This window comes from Streptomyces sp. NPDC101165 (genome assembly GCF_044768135.1).
Lineage (GTDB): Bacteria > Actinomycetota > Actinomycetes > Streptomycetales > Streptomycetaceae > Streptomyces.
Window position 1 is genome coordinate 482811 of sequence record NZ_JBIWPG010000002.1, and the last position, 23187, is coordinate 505997.

A 23187-nucleotide genomic window follows, 5' to 3' on the forward strand; every position below is an offset into this window, starting at 1 on the left:
GTGCTGTGTGAGCGGACGCATGTCAGATCAGCCCCTCCAGGGTGCGGACCAGTTCGGCGGGGTCGGGGAGGCCCGCGATCTCCTCGCCGACCACGCGTGCGGCCTTGCGGTAGTGCTCCTCGGTGAGCAGTCCGGCCACTGCGGCCCGGACCAGCCCGGCGTCCCGCTGCTCCTGCTCCCCGGCGAGGTTGCGCCCGGCGCCGGAGGCCTCCACGAGCCGTCCCGTGGTCTGCAGGAACGGCTTGCCGCCGGGCAGGACCAGCTGCGGCACACCGGAGGCGAAGGACGTCATGCTCGTGCCGCTGCCGCCGTGGTGCACGGTCAGCGCGGTGTGCCGCATCAGCGGGCCGATCGGGAACCGGTCCACCACCTGCACTGTGTCCGGCACGTCGCCGAGCAGGGGGTGGTACTGGGCGTCGATCGGGAACAGCACGTCCACGCCCAGTTCGGCGCAGGCGGACAACGCGTGCCGGAAGCCGGGCGGAAGCTCGCCGGTCTCGGCGAGCAGCCGGCCGTGCCACATGCCGAGGCACAGCAGGGCACGCGGCCGCTCGGGCCGCCGCACCGCCCAGTCGGGCAGTTCCGCGGTGCCGCAGTAGGGGACGTAGCGGGTCAGCAGCCCGGGGACGTTGTCACCGCCGGGCAGCAGCGAGGCCGGGCTCGGGTCGATGATCAGGGCCGGGTCCGGGAAGCCGTCGGCGCCGAACTCCCGGCTCATGCCGTCGAGCTGGACCTTGGCCTGGCGCAGCAGCGGGCTGGTGAAGTCGTCGGGACCCCAGCGGTGGACGACCCCGGGCACGCCGAGCGCGGCGGCGGTGATCAGCCCGCCGAACTCGACGGGGTCGGTCACCACCAGGTCCGCCACCCAGTCCCGGCCCAACCCGACGAGCTCGTCGATGTAGCCGCCCAGCCGGGTGCGCCAGCGATCGCCGGCCTCGTCCCACTCGGACGCCGCGCGGCGGTCCATCCCCGCCCGGTCGGGCATGCGGACCGCGCCGGGCCGGGTCAGCCGCTGGCGCAGTTCGCCGCCGCCGACCGGGCGGGTGTCGAGGCCCGCGGCGGCCGCGAACCGCACCAGCTCGGCGTCCCCGGTCACCAGCACCTCGTGCCCGGCGGCGCGCAGCGCCCAGGTCAGCGGCACCATCGGGACGAGATGGCTCGGGACGAGCGCGGTGATCAGGACACGCATGACGCCTCCTCGGCGGATGTACGGGTGGCCGCCACCAGATCCTCCAGGTCCGCCACCAGCCGCTCCACCGGCGGGCAGGCGAGGATCTCCCGCCGGACGGCGGCGGCACGGCGCCGGTAGGCCGGATCGGTGAGCAGGGCGGTGACGGCCGCGGTGACCGCCTCCGCATCCGCGAAGGGGGCGGGCAGGTCGATGGCGCAGCCGAGCGCGGCACAGCGCTCCGCCGAGTGCGGCTGGTCGTCGTACATGGGGGTGACGAGCATCGGTGTGCCCGAGCGCAGTCCCTCGCGGATGCCGCTGTGGCCGCCGTGGGTGATGAACACGTCGGCGGCCTCCAGCAGGACGTCCTGCGGCACCCACTCGGTGACCAGCCGGACGTGGTCGGGCACCGGCCCGAAGTCCTCGGGGTCGCGGCCGACGCCGATCGAGACGACGGCGGTGCAGTCGATGCCGGACAGGGCCTCGATCACCGCGCCCAGCACGGCGTCCGACTTCCCCGGAAGCGACGGCGCGATGGTGCCGATCGACGCGTAGACCACCGGCTTGTCGTCGGGCAGTCCGGCGAGCCAGGGCAGCACCGGGTCGTCACCGCGGAACGGGGTGGTCTGGCGGTAGTGGCGCAGGGTGCGGCCGTCGAGCCCGTCCCCGGTCCAGCTCGCCGGCAGCCAGCTCACCAGGAGGTGGCGGTAGGCGGTGTTGTCGTCCGGGTCGGCGGGCAGGCCGAGTCCGGCGCGCAGCGCGTTCAACCGGTCGTGGGTGACGGCGGGCGTCAGCAGGTGCGTGGAGCCGCCGGCCACCGCGACGTGCGGGATGCCCAGGGCCTCCGCGGCGAGGTAACCGCCCATCTCCTCGCCCTCGCGGACGATCAGGTCGGGCTTCCACTCCCGGGCGGCGGCGATGATGTCGCGGGCCGCGCGCAGGGCGGGCGCGCCCAGGATGCAGTCGACGAGGCCGTCCTCGTACGCCTCCTGGTCTCCCGACCACAGGCCGGGCGCGATCGCGGCGACGCAGTCCGGGTCGAGGGCCCAGTCGACGCCCGCCGGGAAGAAGGCGAGGCCGTAGCTCTCGCTCTCCCCCCGCATCGACTCGTCGTCGGCGACAGCCACGGTGTGCCCGGCCCGGACCGCCGCCTGGGCCAGGGGGATCAGCAGCCGCAGATGCGACTTGCCCGCATGGGCGGTGAAGAGGATGCGCACGGCGGATCTCCGAGGAGTCGGTGGGGGCGTGTCGGGGCGGTGGGCGTGGCGCGCCCACCCTCCGGTCATGCATCAGAGCGTGGCGGCAGCGGCTCGGCCGCCGCTCGGGTTTCGCTCGAGCGGCGCTGGAGTCCGCCGCCTACGTCCGTTCCCCTCCCGGACTCCAGCGCGGTTCGAGAGCGTGCGCGGACCTTGGGCGCATGCCGAAACGCCCGAGTTCCGAGCCGGAGGAGTAGCTGGATGCGCTGGAAAGATGTCTATGTCGCCGGACTCGGCAGCTGGCTGCCCGAACCGGTGCCGGTCGCGGAGTGCGTCGCGGCCGGGGAGTGCGGCCAGGAGTGGATCGACGACTTCGGGTACGAGTCCGTCCGGATCGCCCGCGAGGCGGCCGGCGAGGCCTGGACCGCCCCGCCGGACATGGCCGTCGCCGCGGGCCGTACCGCCCACGAGCGCTCCGGCCTGCCGAAGTCGGCGTACTCCCTGCTGCTGCACGGCAGCACCTGGTTCCAGGGGCTGGACATCTGGCCGGCCGCCTCCTACGTGGCCAAGCGCACCGTCGGCTCCACCGTGCCGGGCCTCGACGTGCAGCAGCGCTGCAACGTCGGCATCAGCGGCCTGGAGCTGGCCGCCGCCCATCTGACGGCCGGTTTCGGCAGCGCGGTCATGCTCACCACCGCCGACCGCTTCGGCGGCCCCGGCGCCGACCGCTGGCGCCTGAGGCACGGCAACGCCTACGCCGACGGCGCCACCGCCACCGTCCTGTCCACCGAGGGCGGCTTCGCCCGGCTGGTGGCGACCGCCACCGTCGCCGACAACACCCTCGAACCGATGGCCCGCGGCGACGAGGAGTTCGCCCCCGTCTCACGCGCCGCCGAACGGCAGATCGACCTCACCGCGCGGGGCGACGCCCACCGGGCCGTCAGCGACGAGACATTCACCAACATCCGCTTCGGCAAGGTCATGCAGGAGGCCAAGCAGGCCGTCCTGGACGACGCGGGCCTGGAGACCGCCGACCTCGCGTACGTCGTCATCCCGTCCACCGGGCGGATCCAGGGACCCTTCCAGATCCACCACCTGCTCGGGGTCGAGGAGGAGCGGACCACCTGGGAGTTCGCCCGTCGCAGCGGACACATCGGCGCCGGCGACTGGGCCGCGGGGCTCGAACACCTCCTGTGCACGGGGGCGTTGAGCCCGGGCGACCACGTGATGCTCTACGGCGGCGGCGCGGGATACACGATCACCACCGCCGTCCTGGAGATCACCGCCGTCCCCGACTGGGCCACTTCGCCCCGCCGGTGAACCACCTATCCATCACGAGGAGTTGGCACATCCCATGGAGATCGTCGGCAGGGGATTCCTGGCCGGGCATCTGGCGGGCATCAGCGACCACCACCCCGACGTGGTGGCGCTCGCCGCCGGGGTCTCGGCCGCCGGAGACATCCCGCCCGAGCAGTACACGAGGGAGTCGGCCCGGCTCTACGAGACGCTTCGGTACTGTGAGAAGCACGGCAAGCGGCTGGTGTTCTTCTCCACGGCGTCCGCCGGGATGTACTCGGTGCCCGACGCCTCGCCCGGCCGTGAGGACGGGCCGGTCTACCCGGCCACTCCGTACGGCCGCCACAAGCTCTCCCTCGAGGCCGTGGTCAGGTCCTCCGACGTCGAGTACCTGATCCTGCGCCTGTCCCACGTGGTGGGCTTCAACCAGCCCGCGCACCAGCTGCTGCCCGCCCTCGTGCGGCAGCTGTCGAGCGGCCGGATCCATGTGCACCGCGGCGCCCAGCGCGACCTGATCGACGTCGAGGACGTCGTCAAGATCGTGCACACGCTGCTGGTCGACGGCCGCACCCGCGACGTCGTCAACGTCGCCTCCGGGCAGGCCCCCCGCATCGAGGACGTCATCGCCCACATGGAGGGCCTGCTCGGCACCAGCGCCGAGAAGACCTATGTGGAGGCCTCCGGCGCCCAGCCCGTCTCCATCGACAAGCTCTGCCGGCTCGTGCCGACCGTGTACGGCCTCGGCTTCGGCCCCGACTACTACCGGTCCGTGCTCGACAAGTACGTCCACGCGTACGTGCCGCAGCCCGCCTGAACGACCGTCACCTCACCTCACCTCACCTCACCTCGCCCCACCCCACCTCGCCCCACTCATCCACCGAAAGGCACCGAGACATGACCGCCAACGCCCCTGTCGTCGCCGTCGCCCACTTCGTGCTCAAGGACAAGCACAAGCAGAAGGGCGCCGAGTTCGAGAAGGCGTACCAGACCTACAAGGAGGCCGTCTCGCAGCGTGACGGCCTGCTGCGCACCGCCCTGCTGCGGGGCATCTCCGCGCCCGACTCCTTCGTCATCCTCACCTGGTGGCGGGACGCGGAGGCGCACCGCACGGTCGTCGGCGACTGGCAGTTCTTCACCGCCGTCAGCAGCCGGTTCGTCTACCTGGCCTCGATCATCAGCGTGCACGGTCCCGTGCTGGCCGGCGAGAAGGCCGCGGACGGCGTGGGCGAGGCCGAGGCCCCGGCGGCCGACGCCGCCGTCGCGCTGACCACGTTCACCCTGCGCGAGGGCGCCGACCAGCAGGCCTTCGAGGAGGCCTTCCTCGGCCACGTCTCCTTCGTGAAGGCCAACGACGGCTTCCTCGCCCACCAGCTGGTCCGCTCCGACCGCGAGACCGGGTCCTACGTCAACATCGGCTGGTGGACCGGGCCGCAGGCCTACGCGCCGGTCCTGCGCAGCCCCGAGATGGCCGCCGACGCGCAGCGCATGGCCGCGCACGCGGAGGTGCAGGGCGGCCTCTACGCCGTCGCCGTGGACACGGCCCGGGAGCGGGTGCCGGCCGCGTAAGGCGCACGAAGAGGGGGCCGGGTCCATGGGACCCGGCCCCCTCTTCGTGTGTCCGGCTACAGCGCGAACAGCTCCTCCGCGACCCGGATGGACGGGTTGCCGTACGCGACGGTGCGCAGGATCTTCCGGTACAGCGGGGTGTGCCGGACCACCGCGGCCAGGCGGGGCCGCACCCGGGTGGCGAACGTGCCCGTCGACAGCATCGCCTTGCTCTGGACGCCCTGCAGCCGCATCGTGGCCGCGATGTCGGGGGCCCGCAGCCGCTCGAACCGGGACAGGGACTCCACACCGGTGTCCTCCCGGCGCACCGCCTCGACCAGCACCGGATGGAGCACCACGGCGTCCTGCACGGCCAGGTTGATGCCCTGCGCGCCGATCGGGCTGTGGGTGTGCGCGGCGTCGCCGATCAGCACCAGACCGTCCACGGCCCAGCGCTCGGCACGCCCGGAGAAGACGTCGAGCAGGCTCAGGTCGCGCAGCGAGGTGATCTGGTCGTCGATCAGCTCCGCGTACGCCGGCACCGCCCGCGCCAGCTGGTCCTTGATGTGCCCGAGCCCGGCCCGGGCGACCTCCTGGTACCCCTTGTGCGGCAGCGTCCAGCCGACCTGCACGTTGTCCGGCCACGACCCGTACACCAGAACCGGGCTGGTGCCCGCGCCGCGGAACACCCGCACGTCGTGCCCGGCCTCGCGCCGCGCGCCGCGCAGCTTGAACCAGAGCACGTCCTGGTCGAACGCCTCGGTCCGGCCCGCCTCGATCCCGGCGAGCCGCCGCACCTTGGAGAACCGGCCGTCGGCGCCGACCACCACCTTCGCGCGGAAGACGTGCCCGTCACCGGTCACCCCGGTCACCCGCCCCCCGTCGTCGCGCAGCAGCCCGCCGACCCGGCAGCCGTCGACATACCGGAAGCCGCTGAACCGGGCGCAGTGCAGCAGGAGTTCGGTCAGCAGATGGGACTGGGGGATGGACAGCAGATGGTCGTACGGGGCGGGCAGCGACCGGTAGTCGATGTCGAGCAGCACCCGGTCCTGCTCCAGGAGCCGGAACCGGGAGTGCTCGTGGCAGCCGCGCGCCCGCGCCTTCTCCAGCACGCCCAGCTGGTCCAGGATCCTCATCGCGCCGGGCTGCAGGATCTCCCCGCGGAACTCCCGCTGGTGCGACCGCGAACGCTCCACCACGCTGACCCGCAGCCCCGACCGGAGCAGCAGCAGCGCCAGGGTGAGCCCGGCCGGCCCGGCGCCGACGACGCAGACGTCCGACTCGATCTCCTCGACGTCCGCCGCCTCGCTCATCGGGCACCCGCGAGCGTGAGCGCGTCCCGCACCCCGGCCTCGGCGAGCCGGCGCACCCGCTCGTGCTCGCCCGTGGCGACGGCCAGCACATCCGCCGTCACCCGCACGCCGCCCGCCTCCTCGGCCAGCCGCCACCGCGTCCGGTACAGCCGCGCGGGCGCGGGCGGCGACAGAGGCTTCTGCACGAGGACGTCGTCGCCGTGCGCGATCTGTACCGCGGGGCCCGTCTCCACGTCCCCGAACCAGGCGTCGCCGTCCCCGGCGGGCAGCGCGGCCAGCAGCCGGCCGCGGACCTCGGCGAGGGAGCCGCCGGCGACCAGCGCCGCGGACTCGGCGCGGATCACGTCCGTGGTGAGCGCGGTGGCGCTCTCCGTCTGCGACTTCAGCGTCCGCATCTGCAGGGCTCCGTGCCGGTCCAGCTCCCCGGCGGTCTCGGCGGGGTCGGCGTCGGTGGTGAACCAGTGCCCGGACTCCACCCGGCAGCCCCCGTCGGGCCGGGACACGAAGTCCCAGGTGCCGCCCAGCTGCCGGATCGGGCCGACGGAGCCCCGCTGCTCGAACACCATGCGCAGCGCCCGCGGGTCCAGGGTGCGCTTCGACGTCCACACGCGCAGCCCGGTGCCGTCGGGCCGCACGGCCCAGAATTTCACCTCGTCGTCCGCGCCCTCGCGGCCGAGCACCTCGGTGTGCGCGATCCAGGGGTAGAGCACCGGCCAGTCGGCGACACCGGTCAGCGCCCGGTAGACGGAGTCGGCGGGGGCGTCGATGTCGACGGTGGCGCGGGTGTGGTGGACCTGCCGTTCGGTACCGGCGAATACGGTCATGAGGGGACCTTTCAACGGGCGGTCTGGGAAAGGGATGCGGCGCGCAGCATCCGGCTGAGGGTGAGCGCGGGATCGCGGACCACCACCGGGGCGAGGGCCGCGTCGATCCGGTGCAGCAGCTCCGGGTCCAGCGGGGTTCGCAGGGCCGCGAGGTTGCGGGTGATCTGCTCGGGCGCGGACGCGCCGATGACGGCGGTGGCGACCGCCTCGCTGCGCAGCGCCCAGGCGAGCGCGAGCCGGGGGAGCGTGAGACCGGCCTGGCCGGCCAGCTCCGCGGCCCGGGAGACGGCGGTCAGCACCGCGTCGTCCAGGAAGTCGAACCGGCGGATGGAGACCTCGCCGCCGCGCGCGGCCACGGCACGCGAACCGGCCGGAGGCGGCTGCCCGGGCCGGTACTTGCCGGTCAGCACGCCTCCGGCCAGCGGTGACCACACCATCTGCCCGATGCCGAGTGCGGTGCACGCGGGCATCACCTCGGGCTCGATCACCCGCCACAGCAGCGAGTACTGCGGCTGGTTGGCGACCAGCGGCACCCCGAGTTCGCGGGCGAGCACGGCCGCGCGCCCGATCTCGTCGGCGGCCCACTCGGACACGCCGACGCAGCGGACCTTCCCGGCGCGCACGGCGTCGGCGAAGGCCCCCATGGTCTCTTCCAGCGGGGTCGAGTCGTCGTACAGATGCGCCTGGTACAGGTCGACGTGCCCGGTGCCCAGCCGCCGCAGCGACGCGTCCAGGCTCGTGGCGATCCGCCCGGCGGAGAGCGCGCCGGGACCGGGCCCGCCGCCCCTGCCCACCTTGGTGCAGACGACGACGGAGTCCCGGTCCACGCCACGCAGTGCCCGGCCGAGCAGTTCCTCGGCCCGGCCGCCCGCGTAGGCGTCCGCGGTGTCGAAGGTCGTGATGCCTGCGTCCAGCGCGGCGCGTACGCACGCCAGGGCGTTCGCGTCGGCGAGCTGGTTGCCGGCGGTCAGCGAGTTCCCGAACGCGATCCGGCTGACCACCGGCCCGTCCGTGCCGAGTCGGCGGTACTCCATGGGGTCCTCCTGTTCAGACCGCGCCGGCGGCGAGGTCGGCGCGATTGCCCGCGATCGGCGAGGCGGGCAGCGCGCGCTCCACGAAGGGGGCACGGGCGGCGGCCGCCTGCTCGGCGGAGCGCCAGCGGGTCAGGGCGGTGAAGCCGCCGGGGCGGGCGAACAGCGACTTGGCGACGTCGGCGCCGACGAAGCCGTCGGCCTCCGCGTAGCCGCGGTACGCGCCCGGGTCCTCGTCGGTGAAGAACTCGACGACGAGGTGGTCGCCGTCGCCGGCGCTCGCGCCGTCCAGGCGCAGCACGCCCGCGGACGGGTCGGCGACCACGTCCACGATCCGGTGGAACTCCTCGGCGTGCGCCTTGAACGTGTCGCTCGCGAGCACCGCCTGGAAGTCCTCCGGCTTCTCCCACCAGCCGAAGTTGACGTACACCCCGGGCTGCTCGGTGGAGCGGACCGCCTGGTGGGCGACGAACCCGGGGCGGCCGCGCATCCACTCCACATGGCTGAGGAAACGCTCCTCGAACTCCTCGGCGCACGCCGGGTCCTTGAGCGTGAAGGTGTTGACGACGGTGAAGTTCATGGTCCCTCCGGGGGTCAGGCGGGCTGGTGGTTCCTCAGCTGCTCGGCCAGCAGCCGCCGCTGGATCTTTCCGTTGCCGGAGCGCGGGATGGCGTCGAGCGCCATCGCGTCCCGGATGTGCTGGTAGTACGGCAGTGCGTCGTTCACCTCGGCGACCACGTCCCCCAGCGCCGACGGCTCGCGCAGGACGACCAGCGCCCCGGCGACCGCCCCGTGCGCGGTGTCCGGCAGCTCGACCACGACGGCGTCCGCGACCCGCGGGTCGCGCAGCAGGACCCGCTCCACGTCGGACGGCGCGACCAGGAAGTTGTCGCACTTGAAGACGTCCTTGAGCCGGTCCACCAGGAACAGCCGGCCGTCCTCGTCGACGCGTCCCACGTCGCCGGTGCTCAGCCAGCCGTCCGGCTCCAGCCCCGTGCCGTCGGGGCCACCGAGGTAGCCCCGCATGACCTGGGGTCCGCGCAGCTGCACCTCGCCCGCTGAGCCGGCGGGAAGCACGGCCCGGGTGTCGATGTCCACGATCCGGCACTCGGTCCCGGCGACGGGCCGCCCGACCGAACCGTGCACCGGCCGGTCGGGGTCGTCGCTGTGCGTCAGCGGGGAGGTCTCGGCCAGCCCGTACCCCTGGAAGACGGGGACGGAGAACCGCTTCGAGAGCCTGCGGGCCGCGGCGACCGGCAGTCCCGACCCGCCGGACGCGATCCGCCGCAGGGAGCGCACCGACACGCTGTCAAGGTCGGGGTCGGCCGCGAGCCGGGCCAGCCGTACCGGCAGGCTGTAGAGGATCGTCGCACCGCACCGGTTGGCCGTCAGCAGCGCCGCGACCGGCTCCGGCGCAGAGCACAGCACCTGGGTGGCGCCCGCCGCGACCGCCGAGTTGAGGTGCATCGGGTGGTACGTCGGCAGGTGGTTGAGGGCGACCGTGGCGCCGTCGAGACGGTGGGCGTCGGCGATCTGGGCCGCGTTGACGACGACGTTGCGGTGGCTCAGCCGCACCGCCTTGGGGCGGCCGGTCGTCCCGCTGGTGAACTGCAGCACGGCGGTGTCGCCGGGCCCGGTGCCGGGGTCGGCGGGCGCGCCGGCGCCCGCGGGCAGCGCCCCGATGCGGAGCACCTCCCGCAGCGCGGGCAGTCGGTCGCGTACGGCGGCCAGCCGGGCCTCCAGCGCCGCGTCGACGACGGCGACCGCGGCGCCGCCGAGCGCCAGCACGTGCAGCAGGTCCTCCTCGCGCAGCAGGGGGTTGACCACTGCGACGGTCCGCCCCGCGCGGGCGGCGGCGTGGTAGGCCACCGCGAAGTCCGGGTGCAGGACGGACGCCACCGCCACCACCTCGCCCGCCGCCGTGAGGTCCTGCAGCGCGGCGGCGAAGGAGTCGACGCGCGCGTCGAGCGTCGCGTAGTCCAGCTCCGTGCCGTCGTCGACGATCGCCGGGTGCGCCGGGGTGGCGGCCGCGGCCCGCGCGAGCAACTGGTCGATCCGGTCGGGCAGTTCGTACCGCAGCTCAGCCACGGAGCGCCTCCGCGTGCGCCTTGGCCAGCTTCAGGGTGTTGGTGCTGTTGGTGCTGAGCGCCTTGTGGACGTACTCGCGGGCGTCGGCGACCGTCTTCCCGGCGCCGAGGATCTTCTCCACCGCGGACGGCTTCAGCGTGACCGTGTGCCGGGAGGTGACGCGGACGCCGTCCGTCCCGGGAACGATGGTCCAGCTGCCGGTGTGGGCGGTCATGAGGCCCGGCACGGTGGTCTGCTTGTAGACGATCCGGTCGGGTCCGAACACGACGCGCACCGACTCGGTGGTGTGGGTGGAGCCGTCCCGGGCGCTGGTGTCCATCGCCATGACCTGCACACCCGGCTCGTCCTCGGTCAGGTCCAGGCGGACCACGTGCGGCAGCCGCTCGGGCCACAGGTCGGCCCGGTCGAGGAAGTCGAACACGTCCTTGCCCTCGGCGGCCATCTCCACGGTGTCCTCGAAGGAGAAGACCAGCTCGTCCAGCTCGTGGTACCGCTCGGCGAGCTCCTTGATGTTGCCCAGCTCGGCCCCGCTGTTGCGGTCAACGGCCGCCGTGATCCACTCGACGCCGGCCGGGTCGTCGTCGACGGCGGCGAAGTCGTGGTGCAGCTCCAGCAGCGAGGAGCCGCCGTCGACGGGGGAGACCACCCAGGTGCCGCCCATCGCGGCCACCGGCGGGGCGGACACCTCCTGGCGGAACGTGACGGTCAGCGCGGCCGGGTCCAGGGTGCGGCGCGACACCCAGTTCTTGACCGTGCCGTTCGCGAGCGCCCAGATGTGGATGCGCTCGCTGCCCTCGTCCTTCTCCAGGTGCTCGACGTGCACGTTGGGGGCGAAGTACTGGGGCCACTTGGTGACGTCGGCGACGATCCCGTAGACGACCTCGGCGGGCGCGGCCACGGCGATGCTGTGCAGGGTGCGGTGCGGTGTGGTCACGGACACGGATGGACTTCCTTTGCTCGAAAGGGGGGCTCGAAGGGAGGAGGGGCGGGGCACGCGGCTCAGAAGTTGCCGAGGCCGCCGCAGACGTTGAGGGCCTGCGAGGTGATCGAGGCGGCGGTGTCGGAGGCCAGGTAGCCGACCAGGCCGGCCACCTCCTCGGGCGTGGAGTAGCGGCCGAGCGGGATCTTCGCCTGGAACTTGGCGAGGATCTGCTCCTCCGAGGTGTCGTAGGCCGCCGCGTATCCCTCGCGCACGCGCTGCGCCATGGGCGTCTCGACGTAGCCGGGGCAGACGGCGTTCACGGTGATGCCGGTGGGCGCCAGCTCGTTGCCGAGGGCCTTGGTAAAGCCGACCACGCCGTGCTTGGAGGCGGAGTAGGGGGCGCCGAGGACCACGCCCTGCTTGCCCGCCGTGGAGGCGATGTTGATGATCCGGCCCCAGCCGCGCTCCCGCATGCCGCCCTGGGTCAGGACTTCGCGGGTGGCCAAAAAGACGGAGTTGAGGTTGGTCGCGATGACGTCGTTCCACAGCTCGTCGGTGATGTCGGCGGTGACGCCGCCACCGCTGCGCCCGGCGTTGTTGACCAGCACGTCGATCCGGCCGAACGCGGCCACGGCGGCGCCCACCAGCGCCTTCACCGACTCCGGGTCGCGCACGTCGGCGACGGTCCCGTCGGCCTCGTACCCCTCCTCGCGCAGCTGCTTCACGGTCAGCCGCACCGATTCCTCGCCGCGGGCGCAGATGAAGACGGCGTACCCGGCCTCGGCCAGGGTGCGGGCGGCCGCCAGGCCGATGCCGCTGGTGGCGCCGGTGACGAGCGCGGCCTTGTGGTCCTTGAGCTGCTGAGCCATGGGGTCTCTCCTGGGCGTTCGGTGTCGGTGCGCCCCAAAGTGCCGAGCCCCGCTCGAACCGGTGTAGAGCACCGGTGGATGGCCGTCGCTCCAGAACTCCCCGACCGCCGTTCGAGCGGCGACGGCGAGCGTGAACGGCGCCGGGAGGCTCGCACCGGGACCACCGCAGAGCCACGGCACGACCACCGCAGGAGAGGACCCGTATGACCGTCACCGAGCTGCCGCAGTCCGCCACGGCCGGGCTGTACCAGGAGATCCAGCAGTTCTACGCCCAGCAGATGCACCTGCTCGACGACGGCCGGGTCGAGGAGTGGGCCCGGACCTTCACCGAGGACGGCGTCTTCGCGGCCAACGCCCAGCCCGTCCCGGCCGTCGGCCGCGCCGCGATCACCGAGGCCGCCGCCAAGGCCACCGAGGCGTACGCGGCCGCCGGCGTCCAGCGCCGGCACTGGCTCGGGATGGTCTCGGTCGAGTCCGCCACCGAGCAGACGGTCACCGCCCGCTGCTACGCCCTGGTCATCGAGACCCCGCGCGGCGGCCGTCCCGAGATCAAGGCCAGCACCCTGTGCGAGGACCGCATCGTCCGCGCCGACGGCGCCTGGCAGATCCAGGACCGTCAGATCACCCGCGACGACCTCCTCTGACCATCCCCCCCAGGGCCGGCCGACGCCGGCCCTTCCCCCGGCAGTGCCCGCACGCGACTCCCCCGGCGTGCGGGCACTGCTGTGTGCCGTGCGCTGTGCGCTCCGTGCCCTGTCGGGCTGTGCGTTCTGTGCCGTGTGCCGTGTGCCCGAGGGGCCGGGGGAGGGCCCGGGAACGCCGCAGGCCGCCGCACCCCGTACGGGATGGGCGGCCTGCGCGCGGGAACGGCTGCCGGCGGGGGCCTATGCGGCCCGGAGCGCCGATGCGGCCCCCAGCTGCTCGTTGATGAACTCCAGCAGCAGCCGCGGCGTGGTCGCCTCGGCCACCGTGTCGTCGGACAGCTGGATCCGGTAGTCGCGCTCGATGACACCGGTCACCTGGAGGACGGCCAGCGAGTCGTATCCCAGCTCGTCGAAGGGGGTGTCGAGGACGTCGCCGTCCAGGTCGACGCCCTCGTCGACGCCGGCGCACTCACGCAGCAGGTTGGTCAGTTCTTTCAGTTCCATGGAAGTCACCTGTCTGTTGTGGGTTTTCAGTCGTCGGCGGTCACGACGGCGGCGGCGTTGAAACCGCCCCTGCCGCGCGCCAGCACGAGCGCCGTGCGCACCGGGCCGCGGCGGACCGCGGTGACCAGGTCGAGGGCGCCGTCGGCCGGTGCCGTGACGTTCACGGTCGGCGGGATCACCGCGTCCCGCACGGACAGCAGCGCGGCGGCCAGGTCGAGCGAGGCGCCGCCCGCCAGCAGCCGGCCGGTCATGGTCTTGGGAGCGGTCACCGGCACCCCGCGCGCCCCGAACAGCGCGGTGAGGGCGTCGGTCTCCTGCCGGTCGAGCTCGGGCACGCCGGCCGCGTCGGCGAACACGACGTCCACGGCGGACGGCGCCAGCGACGCCTCCTCCAGGGCGAGTTCGGCGGCGCGCCGCAGCCCGGGCTCACCACCCCGGCCTGGCGCCGGGTCGAAGGTCGCCGCGTACCCGGCGAGCCGTCCGTACACCCGAGCCCCGCGGGCCCGGGCCGCCTGGGCGTCCTCCAGCACGAGGATCGCGCCGCCCTCGCCGACGACGTACCCGGACGCCTCCGCGTCGAAGGGCAGGTACGCCCGCCCGGGGTCCGCCACCATGCTCATCCGGCCGCCCGCGAGCTGGGCGGTCCAGCCCCAGGGGCAGATCGCGCCGTCCACGCCGCCGCTGACGATGAGCTTGCTGCCCTTGCGCAGCTGGCGCCGCGCCTGGGCGACGGCGTCGAGCCCGCCCGCCTGCTCGGTGACCAGCACACCGCTCGGCCCGCGCAGCCCGTGCCGGATGGAGATCTGGCCGGTGTTGACGGCGTAGAACCAGGCGTACGACTGGTAGGCGCTGACGTACTGGCCGCCCTTGCTCCACAGCGCCTGCAGCTCGCGCTGCCCGTACTCGAAGCCGCCCGCGGAGGCGGCAGTGACCACACCGGCGGAGTACGGCGGCAGTTCGTCGGGGGAGGCGCCGCTGTCCTCGACGGCCTCCTTGGCCGCGGTGAGGGCGAGGCGGGTCATGTGGTCGGTGGCCGGCAGGAGCCGGCTCGGGATGTGCTCGGCGGGGTCGAAGCCCGGCACCTCGCCCGCCAGCCGCGCCGGGTAGCCGGACGCGTCGAAGCGGGAGACCGGACGGATGCCGCTCTCGCCGGCCAGCGTCGCCCGCCACCACGCCTCGGTACCCAGGCCGTTGGGGGCGGTGACGCCGATGCCGGTGAAGACCGCGGTCGTCGGGGCGAGTGCGGTGGTCATGCGGCCCTACTCTCTGTCGTACGGTCCGGACGCCCGGGCCTGGTGAGCACGATGGCGCTCTGGAAGCCGCCGAACCCGCTGCCCACGCTGAGCACCGTGTCGATGGTCTTCTCGCGCGCCACGACCGGCGTGTAGTCGAGGTCGCACTTGGGGTCGGCCTCGTGCAGGTTGGCGGTGGGCGGCACCACGCCGTGCTCGATGGCGAGCGCGGACGCCGCGATCTCCAGGGACCCGATGGCGCCGAGCGAGTGCCCGATCATCGACTTGATCGACGACACGGGCGTGGCGTAGGCGTGCTCGCCCAGGCTGCGCTTGAACGCGGCGGTCTCGTGCCGGTCGTTCTGCAGCGTGCCCGAGCCGTGGGCGTTGATGTAGTCGACGGCGGTCCCGGGCAGGCCGGCCTCGTCGAGCGCGACCGTGATCGCCTCGGCCATCTCGGCGCCGTCCGGCCGCAGACCGGTCATGTGGTACGCGTTGGAGCGCGAGGCGAACCCCGCGATCTCGGCGTACATGTGCGCGCCGCGGGCGACGGCCCGCTCGTACTCCTCCAGGACGAAGACGGCGCTGCCCTCGCCCAGGACGAAGCCGTTGCGCGACTTGTCGAAGGGGCGGGAGGCGGTCTCCGCCTCGTCGTTGCGGTTGGAGGTCGCCTTGATGGCGTCGAAGCAGGCGACGGAGATCGGCGAGATCGGCGCCTCGGTGGCCCCGGCGATCATCACATCGGCACTGCCTTCGCGGATCAGCTCGACGGCGTGGCCGACCGAGTCGAGCCCGGAGGTGCAGCCGGTCGACACCACGGCCGTCGGCCCCTGCGCACCGAACTCCCAGGCCACCTCGGCGGCGAAGGAACTCGGCACGAAGCTGTCGTACAGGTGCGGGACGGCCCGCTCGTGGTCGACCAGCCAGGCTTCTCCGTCGTCGCTGACGGCCGCGTACTCGTAGTCGAGGCTGGTGGTGGCGCCGACCGCGCTGCCGATGGTGACACCGGTGCGGAACGGGTCGGTGTCCGCCGGGCCGAGGCCGCTGTCCGAGACCGCCTCGCGGGCGGCTGTCAGGGCGAACTGGGCGGCCCGGTCGAGCCGTTCGCCCTGCTCCTCGGTCAGCCCCTGGGCGACCGGGTCGAAGTCGACCTCGGCGGCGATGCGGGACCGGAAGGCCGAGGCGTCGAAGAGCGAGATCGCCCGGGTCGCGGTGCGGCCCTCGGTCAGCAGGGACCAGTACTCCTTGGTGCCGACGCCCCCGGGGGCTACCACACCGATTCCGGTAATGACGACGCGTCGGCTCATCGGGCCTCCTCGGTTCGCGGGTCGCGGGGGGTCGCCCCGGGAGAATGCAGCACGGCTGCGTCACCTCTCTGATCGGTCAGCTGTCGCCATGAGTCTCGACGCGGCGTCTTGATCCGCGCTCGACTCGTCTTGGAACGGCCCCCGCAACTCCTCGGCCACCTCGCGCAGCAGTCGCGGCACGGACCGCTCCCGTACGAAGAAGTGGCCGCCCGGCAGGGTCTGGAGCCGGAACCCGGCGTCCGTGTAGTCCGCCCACTCGGCCATGTCGGCCAGCGGCGAGATCGGGTCGTCCCGCCCCGCCAGCGCGGTCAGCGGGGTGCGCAGCCGCGTGCCCGCCCCCGCCCGGCACAGCGACTCGGCGAGCCGCAGGTCGTCCCGCAGGGCCGGCACCACCCGCCGTTGCCACAGCGCGACGTCACGGCCGGCGGCCTCCGCGGGTATCGCGTCCAGATCGACCAGCAGCTCCAGCAGCTGCCGGTCCGCCAGGTCGGCGCTGCGCACCAGGAGATTGCGCAGATGCGGCGGGGGCACGGCCCCGACCACGAGCCGCGCGGGCGGGTGCAGGCCGTCCTTCTCCAAGGCCAGCGTCAGCGCGTGGGCGACAAGACCGCCGAGGCTGTGCCCGTAGAGCAGATACGGCCGGTCCAGCAGCGGCAGGATCAACTCCTGCAGCTCGGTCATGAGTTCGGCGGCGTCCGTTATCCTCGGCTCTCTGGAGCGCGGCCCGCGTCCCGGCAGCAGTACCGGGACCACCTCGGCGGCGTCGCCGAGGTCCCGCTGCCAGCGGGCGAAGGACGAGACACCGGCGCCCGCGTGGTGGAAGCAGAACAGCCAGGGCGCCGCCATCTCCGAACTCGTCCGGAGCCTCATTCCCCGATCAGGGCCACGGCCCGGGTCCAGCCCGCTCCCGCACCGGCGATCTTCACGGGGAAGCAGGACACCCGGAAGCCGTGCGCGGGCAGGGTGTCGAGCTGGGCGAGCCGCTCCACCTGGCAGTACTCGCGCCGCCGCCCGGCGAAGTGGGCCGGCCACAGCACCGAGCGGTCGCCGGTCTCCTGGTAGGCGCGGATCATGTGGCCGAAGGGGGCGTCCAGGCTCCAGGCGTCGGTGCCGATGACGCGCACGCCGAGGTCCAGAAGGTGGTCGGTGGCCGGGCCGTCGAGCCCGGCGAACTCGGTGAAGTACCGCGAGGTACCGGCGTGCACGGAGGCGCCGGTGTGCAGCAGGACGATGTCCAGCGGGCGCGGCACGTACCCCGCATCGGCGATCGCCTTCTCGATCCGGTCGACGCCGATGACGCCGGTGCCGACGTCGCTGACGTCGAGGACCACGGCCGGGCGCAGGAACCAGTCGAGCGGCATCTCGTCGATGGTCCGCGGGCGTCCGTAGGAGCCGACCGAGCCGTAGTGCGAGGGCGCGTCCACATGGGTGCCGGTGTGGCTGGTCAGGGTGAGCGTGTCCAGCGAGAGCAGTTCACCGCCCGGCAGGTCGGCGGGGTCGAAGTCGAGACCGAAGTGCTCCTTCATCTCCGCCGCCATGTGCCGGGCCCCCTCGGCCGGCGTCATGATCTCGTGGACGATCGGGTCCGGCTCCCACCCCGACGCGTCCACGGCGGACGACAGGTCGATGACTCGCAAGGTGAACCCCCAGGTTCGGTAGGAGAGTTTCGGGGGCACCGTGCGGCCACACCCTGGAGGACCGGTCGAGTCGCGCACGCGCCGGGCCGCCCGCCCGCCGGGAAGGGGGCGGGGGGACCGACGGCGTCGCGGCGAGCGCCCCGGTCAGGCGGCGAACAGGTCCAGCGTGCGGCGCCCCGCGGAGGTCGCCGCGTCCAGGGAGGGGTCCCCGGCGAGCACCGCGTGGTGCAGCTGCCGCAGCCGCGTGGAAGGGTCCAGGCCCAGCTCGTCGGCGAGGCCGCGGCGCAGGTTCTGGTACACGTCCAGCGCCTGCCACTGCCGTCCCGACCGGTACAGCGCCACCATGCACTGCGCGTGCAGCCCCTCGTGCAGCGGGTGCCGAGCCGTCAGCGAGGTCAGCTCCGCCAGCAGCTGCATGTGGCGCCCGAGGCGCAGATCGCAGTCGATGCGCTGCTCCAGCACCTCCAGCCGGCTCTGCTCCAGCCGCACCAGCTCGATCTCCAGGAGCGGGCCGAGCCGTACGTCGACCAGGGCCGGCCCGCGCCACATGGCGAGCGCGTCCCGGTACAGGGCGGTGGCCGTGGTGTCGTCGCCCCGGTCGGCCTCGGACCGGGCGGTGGCCACCAGCCGGTCGTACTCGTGCACGTCGACCGCGCCGGGCTGCACCTCGAGCAGGTAGCCGCCGTGCCGGGTGGCCAGCACGTCCCGGGCGCCGTAGGGGCTGTCCGGGCCGAGCGCCTTACCGATCAGCCGGCGCAGCTGGAGGATGTAGGTCTGCAGCGTGGTCAGCGCGCTGCGGGGCATGTCGCCGCCCCAGATCTCCTCCATCAGCGTCGGCACGGGCACGACCTGGTTCGTGTACATGGACAGCAGGGCCAGGATCTGCCGGGGCTTGCCGGCGCTCGGGACGATCGATGTGCCACCTGTTTCGGCCATCAGCGGGCCGAGCACCTTGATCTCCATCGTGGATTCCTCCGGGGTTGGATCCGCCGGACCTCCCCGTCGTATCGGGTCCGGCTGCAACACCCTCCGAAGCTCTCATCGGGGTCCGTTCCCGGCCAGTGCGAGGCTCCTGAACCCGGCATGCGGCTCTCCCCGTGACAGGTGTGAAAGTTTCATGTGCATCGCGTGACCGTGGCACTGGGGAGTCACGGATTCCGGCGGCAGGGTTCTCGGTGTCGGCACGACCGGAAACCGAGTGCCTACGGGGGGTTCCCCCCAACGTCAGCTCACTGACCAAGGGATGGATGTCATGCAGGGGAACATGATTGTCACGGGTGCCGGCCAGGACGACCTCGTCATCGAGGAGTTCGGGCGGAACGCGATCGTCGGGCAGGCGCCGAAGCTGTGCCTCGGCTGCGGAGTGGCGCTGCCCGAGTCCGCCAAGTCCGCCCAGTACGCCGCCTGATGGGCGTCGGCCGGACCGCCGTCCCGCTGCTGGGGTTCAAGCCGCACCTGCGGGTCGAGCAGGTGCCCGGTGAAGCGGTCTACCTGATCTCCGACCAGCGGGTGACCGCCCTGCACGGCCAGCAGATCAGCCGGCTCGCGCCCCTTCTGGACGGCACCCGGCCGCTGGAGGGGATCGCCCGCGACACCGCGGACACCCTGCCCGCCGGACAGGCGGCCCGGCTGGTGTCCCGGCTGAGCGGCGCCGGACTCCTGTGCAACCGCGCCGAGCGCGTCGTGGAGCCGGAGCGGGCGGCCGAGGAGGCCTACTGGGAGGCGGGCGGCCTGGACGGCGACCGCGCTGCGGCCGCCCGCACGGACGGGACGGTCCAGGTGCTCGCGGTGGGGGGTGTGGACGCCGCCGAGCTGTCCGCCTGCCTCGAGGCCGTCGGCCTCACGACGGCCGAGCCCGGGCACGAGGCGGGCGCCGCCCTCGCGGTGGTCCTCTGCGACGACTACCTCGACCCGGCGCTCGCCGCCGTGGACGCCGAGTTCCGCGCGGCCGGCCGGCGCTGGCTGCCGGTGAAGACCGAGGGCGCCGAGCTGTGGCTGGGCCCGTTCCTCGGCGGCGGGGACGGCCCCTGCTGGTCCTGCCTGGCCGAACGCCTGTGGCGGTCCCGCCCCGTGGAGGCGCACATCCAGCGGATGCTGGGCCGGTCCGGCCCGGTGCCGCGCCCCTCCTGCTCGCTGCCCGCGTCCCGGCTGACGGCGCTGCACCTGGCCGCGCTGGAGGCCGCCAAGTGGCTGGCCGGATACCGGCACGCGAGCCAGCAGGCGCTGCGCACCCTCGACAGCCTGACGCTGGCCGGGGAGCAGCATCCGGTGAGCCTGCGCCCGCAGTGCGCGACGTGCGGCGAGCCGGGCATGGCCGCCGCCCAGGTGCAGACCCCCGTGGTGCTGCGCTCCCGGCTCAAGACGGACACCGGCGGCAACGGCCACCGCAGTCTCGGCCCGCGGCAGCTCCTGGACCGCTACGGGCACCTGGTGGACCCGATCACCGGGCTGGTCCGGGACATCACCCGCTATCCGTGCGGTCCGGAGTTTCTCAACTCCTACTGCGCCGGACTCAACCCGGCCGTCGCCGGCCAGGGGATCGGGGCGATCCGCGGCGGGCTGCGCGCCGCCGTGGGCGGCAAGGGGGCCACCGCGCTCCAGGCCCGGGTGAGCGCGCTGGCGGAGGCGCTGGAGCGGCACTCCGGGTACGCGGAGGGCGGCGAGGCGACGGTGCGCGGCAGCTACGGTGCGCTCCGGGACCGCGCCGTCCACCCCGACACCGTCCAGCTGTACGACCCGAGGCAGTACGCCGGACGCGCTGAGTGGAACGAGGCCCACGGCCCGTTCCAGTATGTGTGCGAGCCCTTCGACGACGACCGGGAGACGGACTGGACGCCCGTGTGGTCGCTGACCGAACGGCGCCAGAAACTGCTGCCGACGGCACTGCTCTACTACGGGGTGCCGCAGCCGCAGGGCGCCTTCACCTGCCTGGCCACCTCCAACGGCACGGCGGCGGGCGGCACCCTGGAGGACGCCGTGCTCCAGGGGTTCCTGGAACTCGTCGAACGCGACGCCCTCGCCCTGTGGTGGTACAACCGCACCCGACACCCCGCGGTGGACCTGGACGCCTTCGACGACCCCTGGATCACCGAACTCCGCCGCGTGCACGCCTCGCTGGGCCGTGAGGTCTGGGTGCTCGACATCACGGCCGACCTCGGCATCCCGGTGCTGGCCGCGGTCTCCCGGCGCACCGACGGCGGACCGGAGCACATCATGTTCGGCTTCGGCGCCCACCTCGATCCGCGCGTCGCCCTGCGCCGCGCCCTGACCGAGCTGAACCAGATGATGCCGCACGTCCTCGAGGACACCCCCGAGGGCATGACCGTCACCCGGGACGCCGAGGTCGCCCACTGGCTGCGGACCGCCACCACGGCCGCCCACTCGTACCTGCTGCCTGACGGCTCGTCCCCCACCGGGCCCGGCACGCACGCGTACACCCCCCGCGACGATCTGCGAGAGGACATCGAGGCCGCCGTGGCCCTCCTGCGGGAGCACGGGATGGAGCTGCTCGTGCTGGACCAGACACGTCCCGACGTGGGCCTTCCCGTGGTCCGGGTCGTCGTACCCGGTCTGCGCCCGCACTGGGCCCGGTTCGCCCCGGGCCGTCTCTTCGACGTGCCGGTGGCACTCGGCAGACGCGCCGAACCCACCCGGTACGAGGACCTCAACCCCGTACCGCTGTTCCTGTAGCCCCGCCGTCCGACCTCACACCCCGTACACACGGAAGGACCCCCATGCGCATCGACCGGCTCGCGGCCCCCGAACTCTCGGAGCTGTGGTCGCTGCGCGAGGACGTCACGGTCGGGTTCGACGGCGAAGACGTGCTGCTGCGCACGCCGTGGGGCCGGCGTACCGTGCCGCGGCCCGCGCGCTCCGTCCGCGAGGCGCTGCGTCGGATGCTGCTCGGTCCGGTCTCCCTCGCCAACGTGGTCCCCGGATTCCCCGGCTACGACGTCCCCGAGGAGCACTGGGACGACGCGTCCCGGGAACTGCTCACCGTCCTCGACGCGCACCAGGACGTGGTGGTCCGGCACCTGGCGGTCGGTGCCACCCTGTGCCTGAGCGTGCTGCCCGTCGCGCCCGGCGCCGGCTTCCGCCCGGCGTCCGCGGAGCCGGGCGGCCGGGCGCGGCTGCGGGACGACGTCCGGGTCCGGCGCGAGGGACGCACCACGGTCCTGAACTCCCCGCGCCTGCACCACCGCCTCGAACTGCACGGTCCCGAGGCCGACCGCCTCCTCGACTGGCTGAGCGGCCGTCGCGACGGCACCCCGGCACATCCCCCGCCGGCCGTCGCCCGCGCCGCACGCTGTTACGCGGCCGCCGCCGGACTGCTCGCCGAACGCGTCGCACCCGGCTGCGGACTGCCCTGGTTCGGCCGGGGGCTACTGAACGGTAAAGAAGATTCTTTATGATTCCGAACCGGGACTGTGCTGTGACCAAGCACTGTGGACCATGGGGGAATTTTGGGAATATTCGAAGACGGCCGCGCGGACGGGCAACCCGCGCCGGCCGGCAGTCAGGAACTACCACCGCGTAAGGCGATAGCCATCACCGCGGTGGTTCTCGTCGGATTCTTCGTCATCGACGGCTCGTACGTCTGGGCCGAACACCCGCCCGCCTGGGAGCTCGGCGCCGCCCTGTTCGGGTTCGCGGCCATCCTCCTGCTGCAACTGGGCCACTCCTTCCCCAGGTTGTTCCCCGTCGCGCCCCGCTACCGGGCCGTGACCTGGGTGCTGCAGGGCCTGCTCGCCTATCTGCCGATCACCCGGTTCGGCGTGGCGTGGGGCGGTATGACGGAGTTCCTGACGGCCTCGGCGGTGCTGGTGTTCCCAGCCGCGATCGGCTGGCCTCTGTTCTGCCTCTGCGTCGTCGGGGACAGCGCGGTCTTCTTCCACTTCGCCGACGGCTGGGCCACGATCGCGTACAACACGACGGAGGCCGTGCTGATCCCGCTGATCGTGATCGGCCTGTCGCGGATGTCGGGCATGATCGCCCACCTGCACCGCTCCCGCGCCGAACTCGCCCGTCTGGCCGTCGACGGCGAACGGCTGCGCTTCGCACGGGACCTGCACGACGTGCTCGGCTACAGCCTTTCGGCGGTCTCCCTCAAGTGCGAACTGGCCTACCGTCTGCTGGCGGACGCCCCGGCGATGGCGCGGGACGAACTGACCGGGGTGCTCCGCACCTCCCGCAAGGCGCTGGCCGACGTGCGGTCGGTGAGCAGGGGGTACCGGGAGATGTCGCTCTCCGGTGAGGCGGACGCGGCCGTGTCGATGCTGGCCGCGGCCGGGATCAGGGCCGACGTGGGCTACGACTGCGGGCAGTTGCCGGGTGCGGTGGACACCGCGCTCGCGGCGGTGCTGCGCGAGGGCCTGACGAACATGCTGCGGCACAGCAAGGCCGAGCACTGTGTGATCAGGGCCGAGGCCCATGACGCCACCGCGCGCCTGAGTGTCGTCAACGACGGCGTCGGACGCGCGTCCCGGGTCGTGCACTCGGTCGCCGACGGGGGGCTCGCCGTCCTGGAACGGCGGATCCGCGCGCTCGGCGGTTCGCTCCGTCACGCACCGGACGCCGACGGCTGGTTCCGCATCGAGGCCGCGGTGCCGCT

At 73.3% G+C, this 23187-nt stretch carries 23 protein-coding genes and 1 pseudogene; 8 read left to right on the forward strand and 16 right to left on the reverse strand.

Annotated elements, in window-relative coordinates; all coding sequences use genetic code 11:
- Nucleotides 1-22 precede the first annotated feature (22 nt).
- Both ACIRVH_RS05660 and ACIRVH_RS05665 read right to left on the reverse strand, forming a co-directional pair.
- Nucleotides 23-1189 (reverse strand): nucleotide disphospho-sugar-binding domain-containing protein, encoded by a 1167-nt coding sequence (locus ACIRVH_RS05660; RefSeq protein WP_403948459.1) that lies wholly within the window; start codon nucleotides 1187-1189, stop codon nucleotides 23-25.
- Nucleotides 1177-2454, reverse strand: coding sequence for a glycosyltransferase (locus ACIRVH_RS05665; protein WP_403948460.1), 1278 nt, complete (start codon nucleotides 2452-2454; stop codon nucleotides 1177-1179). The genes ACIRVH_RS05660 and ACIRVH_RS05665 overlap by 13 nt, the downstream gene beginning before the upstream one ends.
- 171 nt (nucleotides 2455-2625) lie before the next feature.
- On the opposite strand from ACIRVH_RS05665, the gene ACIRVH_RS05670 reads away from it, so the two are divergent.
- From ACIRVH_RS05670 to ACIRVH_RS05680, 3 genes are all read left to right on the forward strand, one after another.
- Complete coding sequence (locus ACIRVH_RS05670) at nucleotides 2626-3684, forward strand: ketoacyl-ACP synthase III family protein (RefSeq protein WP_403948462.1); 1059 nt, start codon at nucleotides 2626-2628, stop codon at nucleotides 3682-3684.
- A gap of 34 nt (nucleotides 3685-3718) precedes the next feature.
- The gene (locus ACIRVH_RS05675) at nucleotides 3719-4474 is read left to right on the forward strand and encodes an NAD-dependent epimerase/dehydratase family protein (RefSeq protein WP_403948464.1); all 756 of its coding nucleotides are present in this window, start codon (nucleotides 3719-3721) and stop codon (nucleotides 4472-4474) included.
- A gap of 80 nt (nucleotides 4475-4554) precedes the next feature.
- Nucleotides 4555-5226, forward strand: coding sequence for an antibiotic biosynthesis monooxygenase (locus ACIRVH_RS05680; RefSeq protein WP_403948466.1), 672 nt, complete (start codon nucleotides 4555-4557; stop codon nucleotides 5224-5226).
- Nucleotides 5227-5282: 56 nt separating this feature from the next.
- Here the strand turns inward: ACIRVH_RS05680 and ACIRVH_RS05685 are convergent, their stop codons facing one another.
- From ACIRVH_RS05685 to fabG, 7 genes are read right to left on the reverse strand one after another with little or no spacing between them, the layout of a single operon-like run.
- A complete protein-coding gene (locus ACIRVH_RS05685; protein WP_403948467.1) occupies nucleotides 5283-6518 on the reverse strand; it encodes an FAD-dependent monooxygenase in 1236 nt (411 codons plus the stop codon).
- Nucleotides 6515-7342 carry an SRPBCC family protein gene (locus ACIRVH_RS05690; protein WP_403948469.1) on the reverse strand — a complete coding sequence of 276 codons (828 nt, stop codon included), beginning with the start codon at nucleotides 7340-7342 and terminating at the stop codon, nucleotides 6515-6517. Before ACIRVH_RS05690 ends, ACIRVH_RS05685 begins: the two co-directional genes overlap by 4 nt.
- An 11-nt stretch (nucleotides 7343-7353) precedes the next feature.
- Nucleotides 7354-8376 carry an aldo/keto reductase gene (locus tag ACIRVH_RS05695; RefSeq protein WP_403948470.1) on the reverse strand — a complete coding sequence of 341 codons (1023 nt, stop codon included), beginning with the start codon at nucleotides 8374-8376 and terminating at the stop codon, nucleotides 7354-7356.
- A 13-nt stretch (nucleotides 8377-8389) separates the two neighbouring features.
- Nucleotides 8390-8953 (reverse strand): antibiotic biosynthesis monooxygenase family protein, encoded by a 564-nt coding sequence (locus tag ACIRVH_RS05700; RefSeq protein WP_403948471.1) that lies wholly within the window; start codon nucleotides 8951-8953, stop codon nucleotides 8390-8392.
- A gap of 14 nt (nucleotides 8954-8967) precedes the next feature.
- Nucleotides 8968-10461: a class I adenylate-forming enzyme family protein gene (locus tag ACIRVH_RS05705; protein WP_403948473.1), complete on the reverse strand. Its 1494-nt coding sequence runs from the start codon at nucleotides 10459-10461 to the stop codon at nucleotides 8968-8970.
- Entirely contained in the window at nucleotides 10454-11401 is a 948-nt protein-coding gene (locus ACIRVH_RS05710) for an aromatase/cyclase (protein ID WP_403948475.1), read from the reverse strand. Before ACIRVH_RS05710 ends, ACIRVH_RS05705 begins: the two co-directional genes overlap by 8 nt.
- 59 nt (nucleotides 11402-11460) lie before the next feature.
- Nucleotides 11461-12252, reverse strand: a complete 792-nt coding sequence (gene fabG, locus ACIRVH_RS05715) for a 3-oxoacyl-ACP reductase FabG (protein WP_403948476.1) — start codon at nucleotides 12250-12252, stop codon at nucleotides 11461-11463.
- Between the two features lie 203 nt (nucleotides 12253-12455).
- On the opposite strand from fabG, the gene ACIRVH_RS05720 reads away from it, so the two are divergent.
- Nucleotides 12456-12896 carry a nuclear transport factor 2 family protein gene (locus ACIRVH_RS05720; protein ID WP_403948477.1) on the forward strand — a complete coding sequence of 147 codons (441 nt, stop codon included), beginning with the start codon at nucleotides 12456-12458 and terminating at the stop codon, nucleotides 12894-12896.
- A 240-nt stretch (nucleotides 12897-13136) separates the two neighbouring features.
- Here ACIRVH_RS05720 and ACIRVH_RS05725 read toward each other — a convergent pair whose 3' ends face one another.
- The 6 genes from ACIRVH_RS05725 to ACIRVH_RS05750 form a co-directional block, all read right to left on the reverse strand.
- On the reverse strand, nucleotides 13137-13400 hold the full coding sequence (locus ACIRVH_RS05725; RefSeq protein ID WP_403948479.1) for an acyl carrier protein: 264 nt from the start codon (nucleotides 13398-13400) through the stop codon (nucleotides 13137-13139).
- Between the two features lie 26 nt (nucleotides 13401-13426).
- Entirely contained in the window at nucleotides 13427-14653 is a 1227-nt protein-coding gene (locus ACIRVH_RS05730) for a ketosynthase chain-length factor (RefSeq protein WP_403948480.1), read from the reverse strand.
- Nucleotides 14650-15939 (reverse strand): beta-ketoacyl-[acyl-carrier-protein] synthase family protein, encoded by a 1290-nt coding sequence (locus ACIRVH_RS05735; protein WP_403948482.1) that lies wholly within the window; start codon nucleotides 15937-15939, stop codon nucleotides 14650-14652. Before ACIRVH_RS05735 ends, ACIRVH_RS05730 begins: the two co-directional genes overlap by 4 nt.
- A 60-nt stretch (nucleotides 15940-15999) precedes the next feature.
- The gene (locus ACIRVH_RS05740) at nucleotides 16000-16809 is read right to left on the reverse strand and encodes a thioesterase II family protein (protein WP_403948483.1); all 810 of its coding nucleotides are present in this window, start codon (nucleotides 16807-16809) and stop codon (nucleotides 16000-16002) included.
- Nucleotides 16806-17576 carry a cyclase family protein gene (locus tag ACIRVH_RS05745; protein WP_403948485.1) on the reverse strand — a complete coding sequence of 257 codons (771 nt, stop codon included), beginning with the start codon at nucleotides 17574-17576 and terminating at the stop codon, nucleotides 16806-16808. The genes ACIRVH_RS05740 and ACIRVH_RS05745 overlap by 4 nt, the downstream gene beginning before the upstream one ends.
- Nucleotides 17577-17720: 144 nt before the next feature.
- The gene (locus ACIRVH_RS05750) at nucleotides 17721-18539 is read right to left on the reverse strand and encodes a BTAD domain-containing putative transcriptional regulator (RefSeq protein ID WP_403948486.1); all 819 of its coding nucleotides are present in this window, start codon (nucleotides 18537-18539) and stop codon (nucleotides 17721-17723) included.
- 301 nt (nucleotides 18540-18840) lie between these two features.
- Between ACIRVH_RS05750 and ACIRVH_RS05755 the strand changes: the two genes are divergently transcribed.
- From ACIRVH_RS05755 to ACIRVH_RS05765, 3 genes are read left to right on the forward strand one after another with little or no spacing between them, the layout of a single operon-like run.
- A complete protein-coding gene (locus ACIRVH_RS05755; RefSeq protein WP_403948488.1) occupies nucleotides 18841-18984 on the forward strand; it encodes a hypothetical protein in 144 nt (47 codons plus the stop codon).
- Complete coding sequence (locus tag ACIRVH_RS05760; protein WP_403948490.1) at nucleotides 18984-21266, forward strand: TOMM precursor leader peptide-binding protein; 2283 nt, start codon at nucleotides 18984-18986, stop codon at nucleotides 21264-21266. Before ACIRVH_RS05755 ends, ACIRVH_RS05760 begins: the two co-directional genes overlap by 1 nt.
- Before the next feature lie 44 nt (nucleotides 21267-21310).
- Nucleotides 21311-21988 carry a hypothetical protein gene (locus tag ACIRVH_RS05765; protein ID WP_403948491.1) on the forward strand — a complete coding sequence of 226 codons (678 nt, stop codon included), beginning with the start codon at nucleotides 21311-21313 and terminating at the stop codon, nucleotides 21986-21988.
- A gap of 338 nt (nucleotides 21989-22326) precedes the next feature.
- On the opposite strand, the gene ACIRVH_RS05770 is transcribed toward ACIRVH_RS05765, so the two are convergent.
- Nucleotides 22327-22563 (reverse strand): hypothetical protein, encoded by a 237-nt coding sequence (locus ACIRVH_RS05770; protein WP_403948778.1) that lies wholly within the window; start codon nucleotides 22561-22563, stop codon nucleotides 22327-22329.
- Between ACIRVH_RS05770 and ACIRVH_RS05775 the strand changes: the two are divergent.
- Nucleotides 22562-22807 (forward strand): annotated as a pseudogene (locus tag ACIRVH_RS05775) (histidine kinase); the annotation flags it as partial. The gene ACIRVH_RS05770 and the pseudogene ACIRVH_RS05775 sit on opposite strands and share 2 nt — an antisense overlap.
- Nucleotides 22808-23187 lie beyond the last annotated feature (380 nt).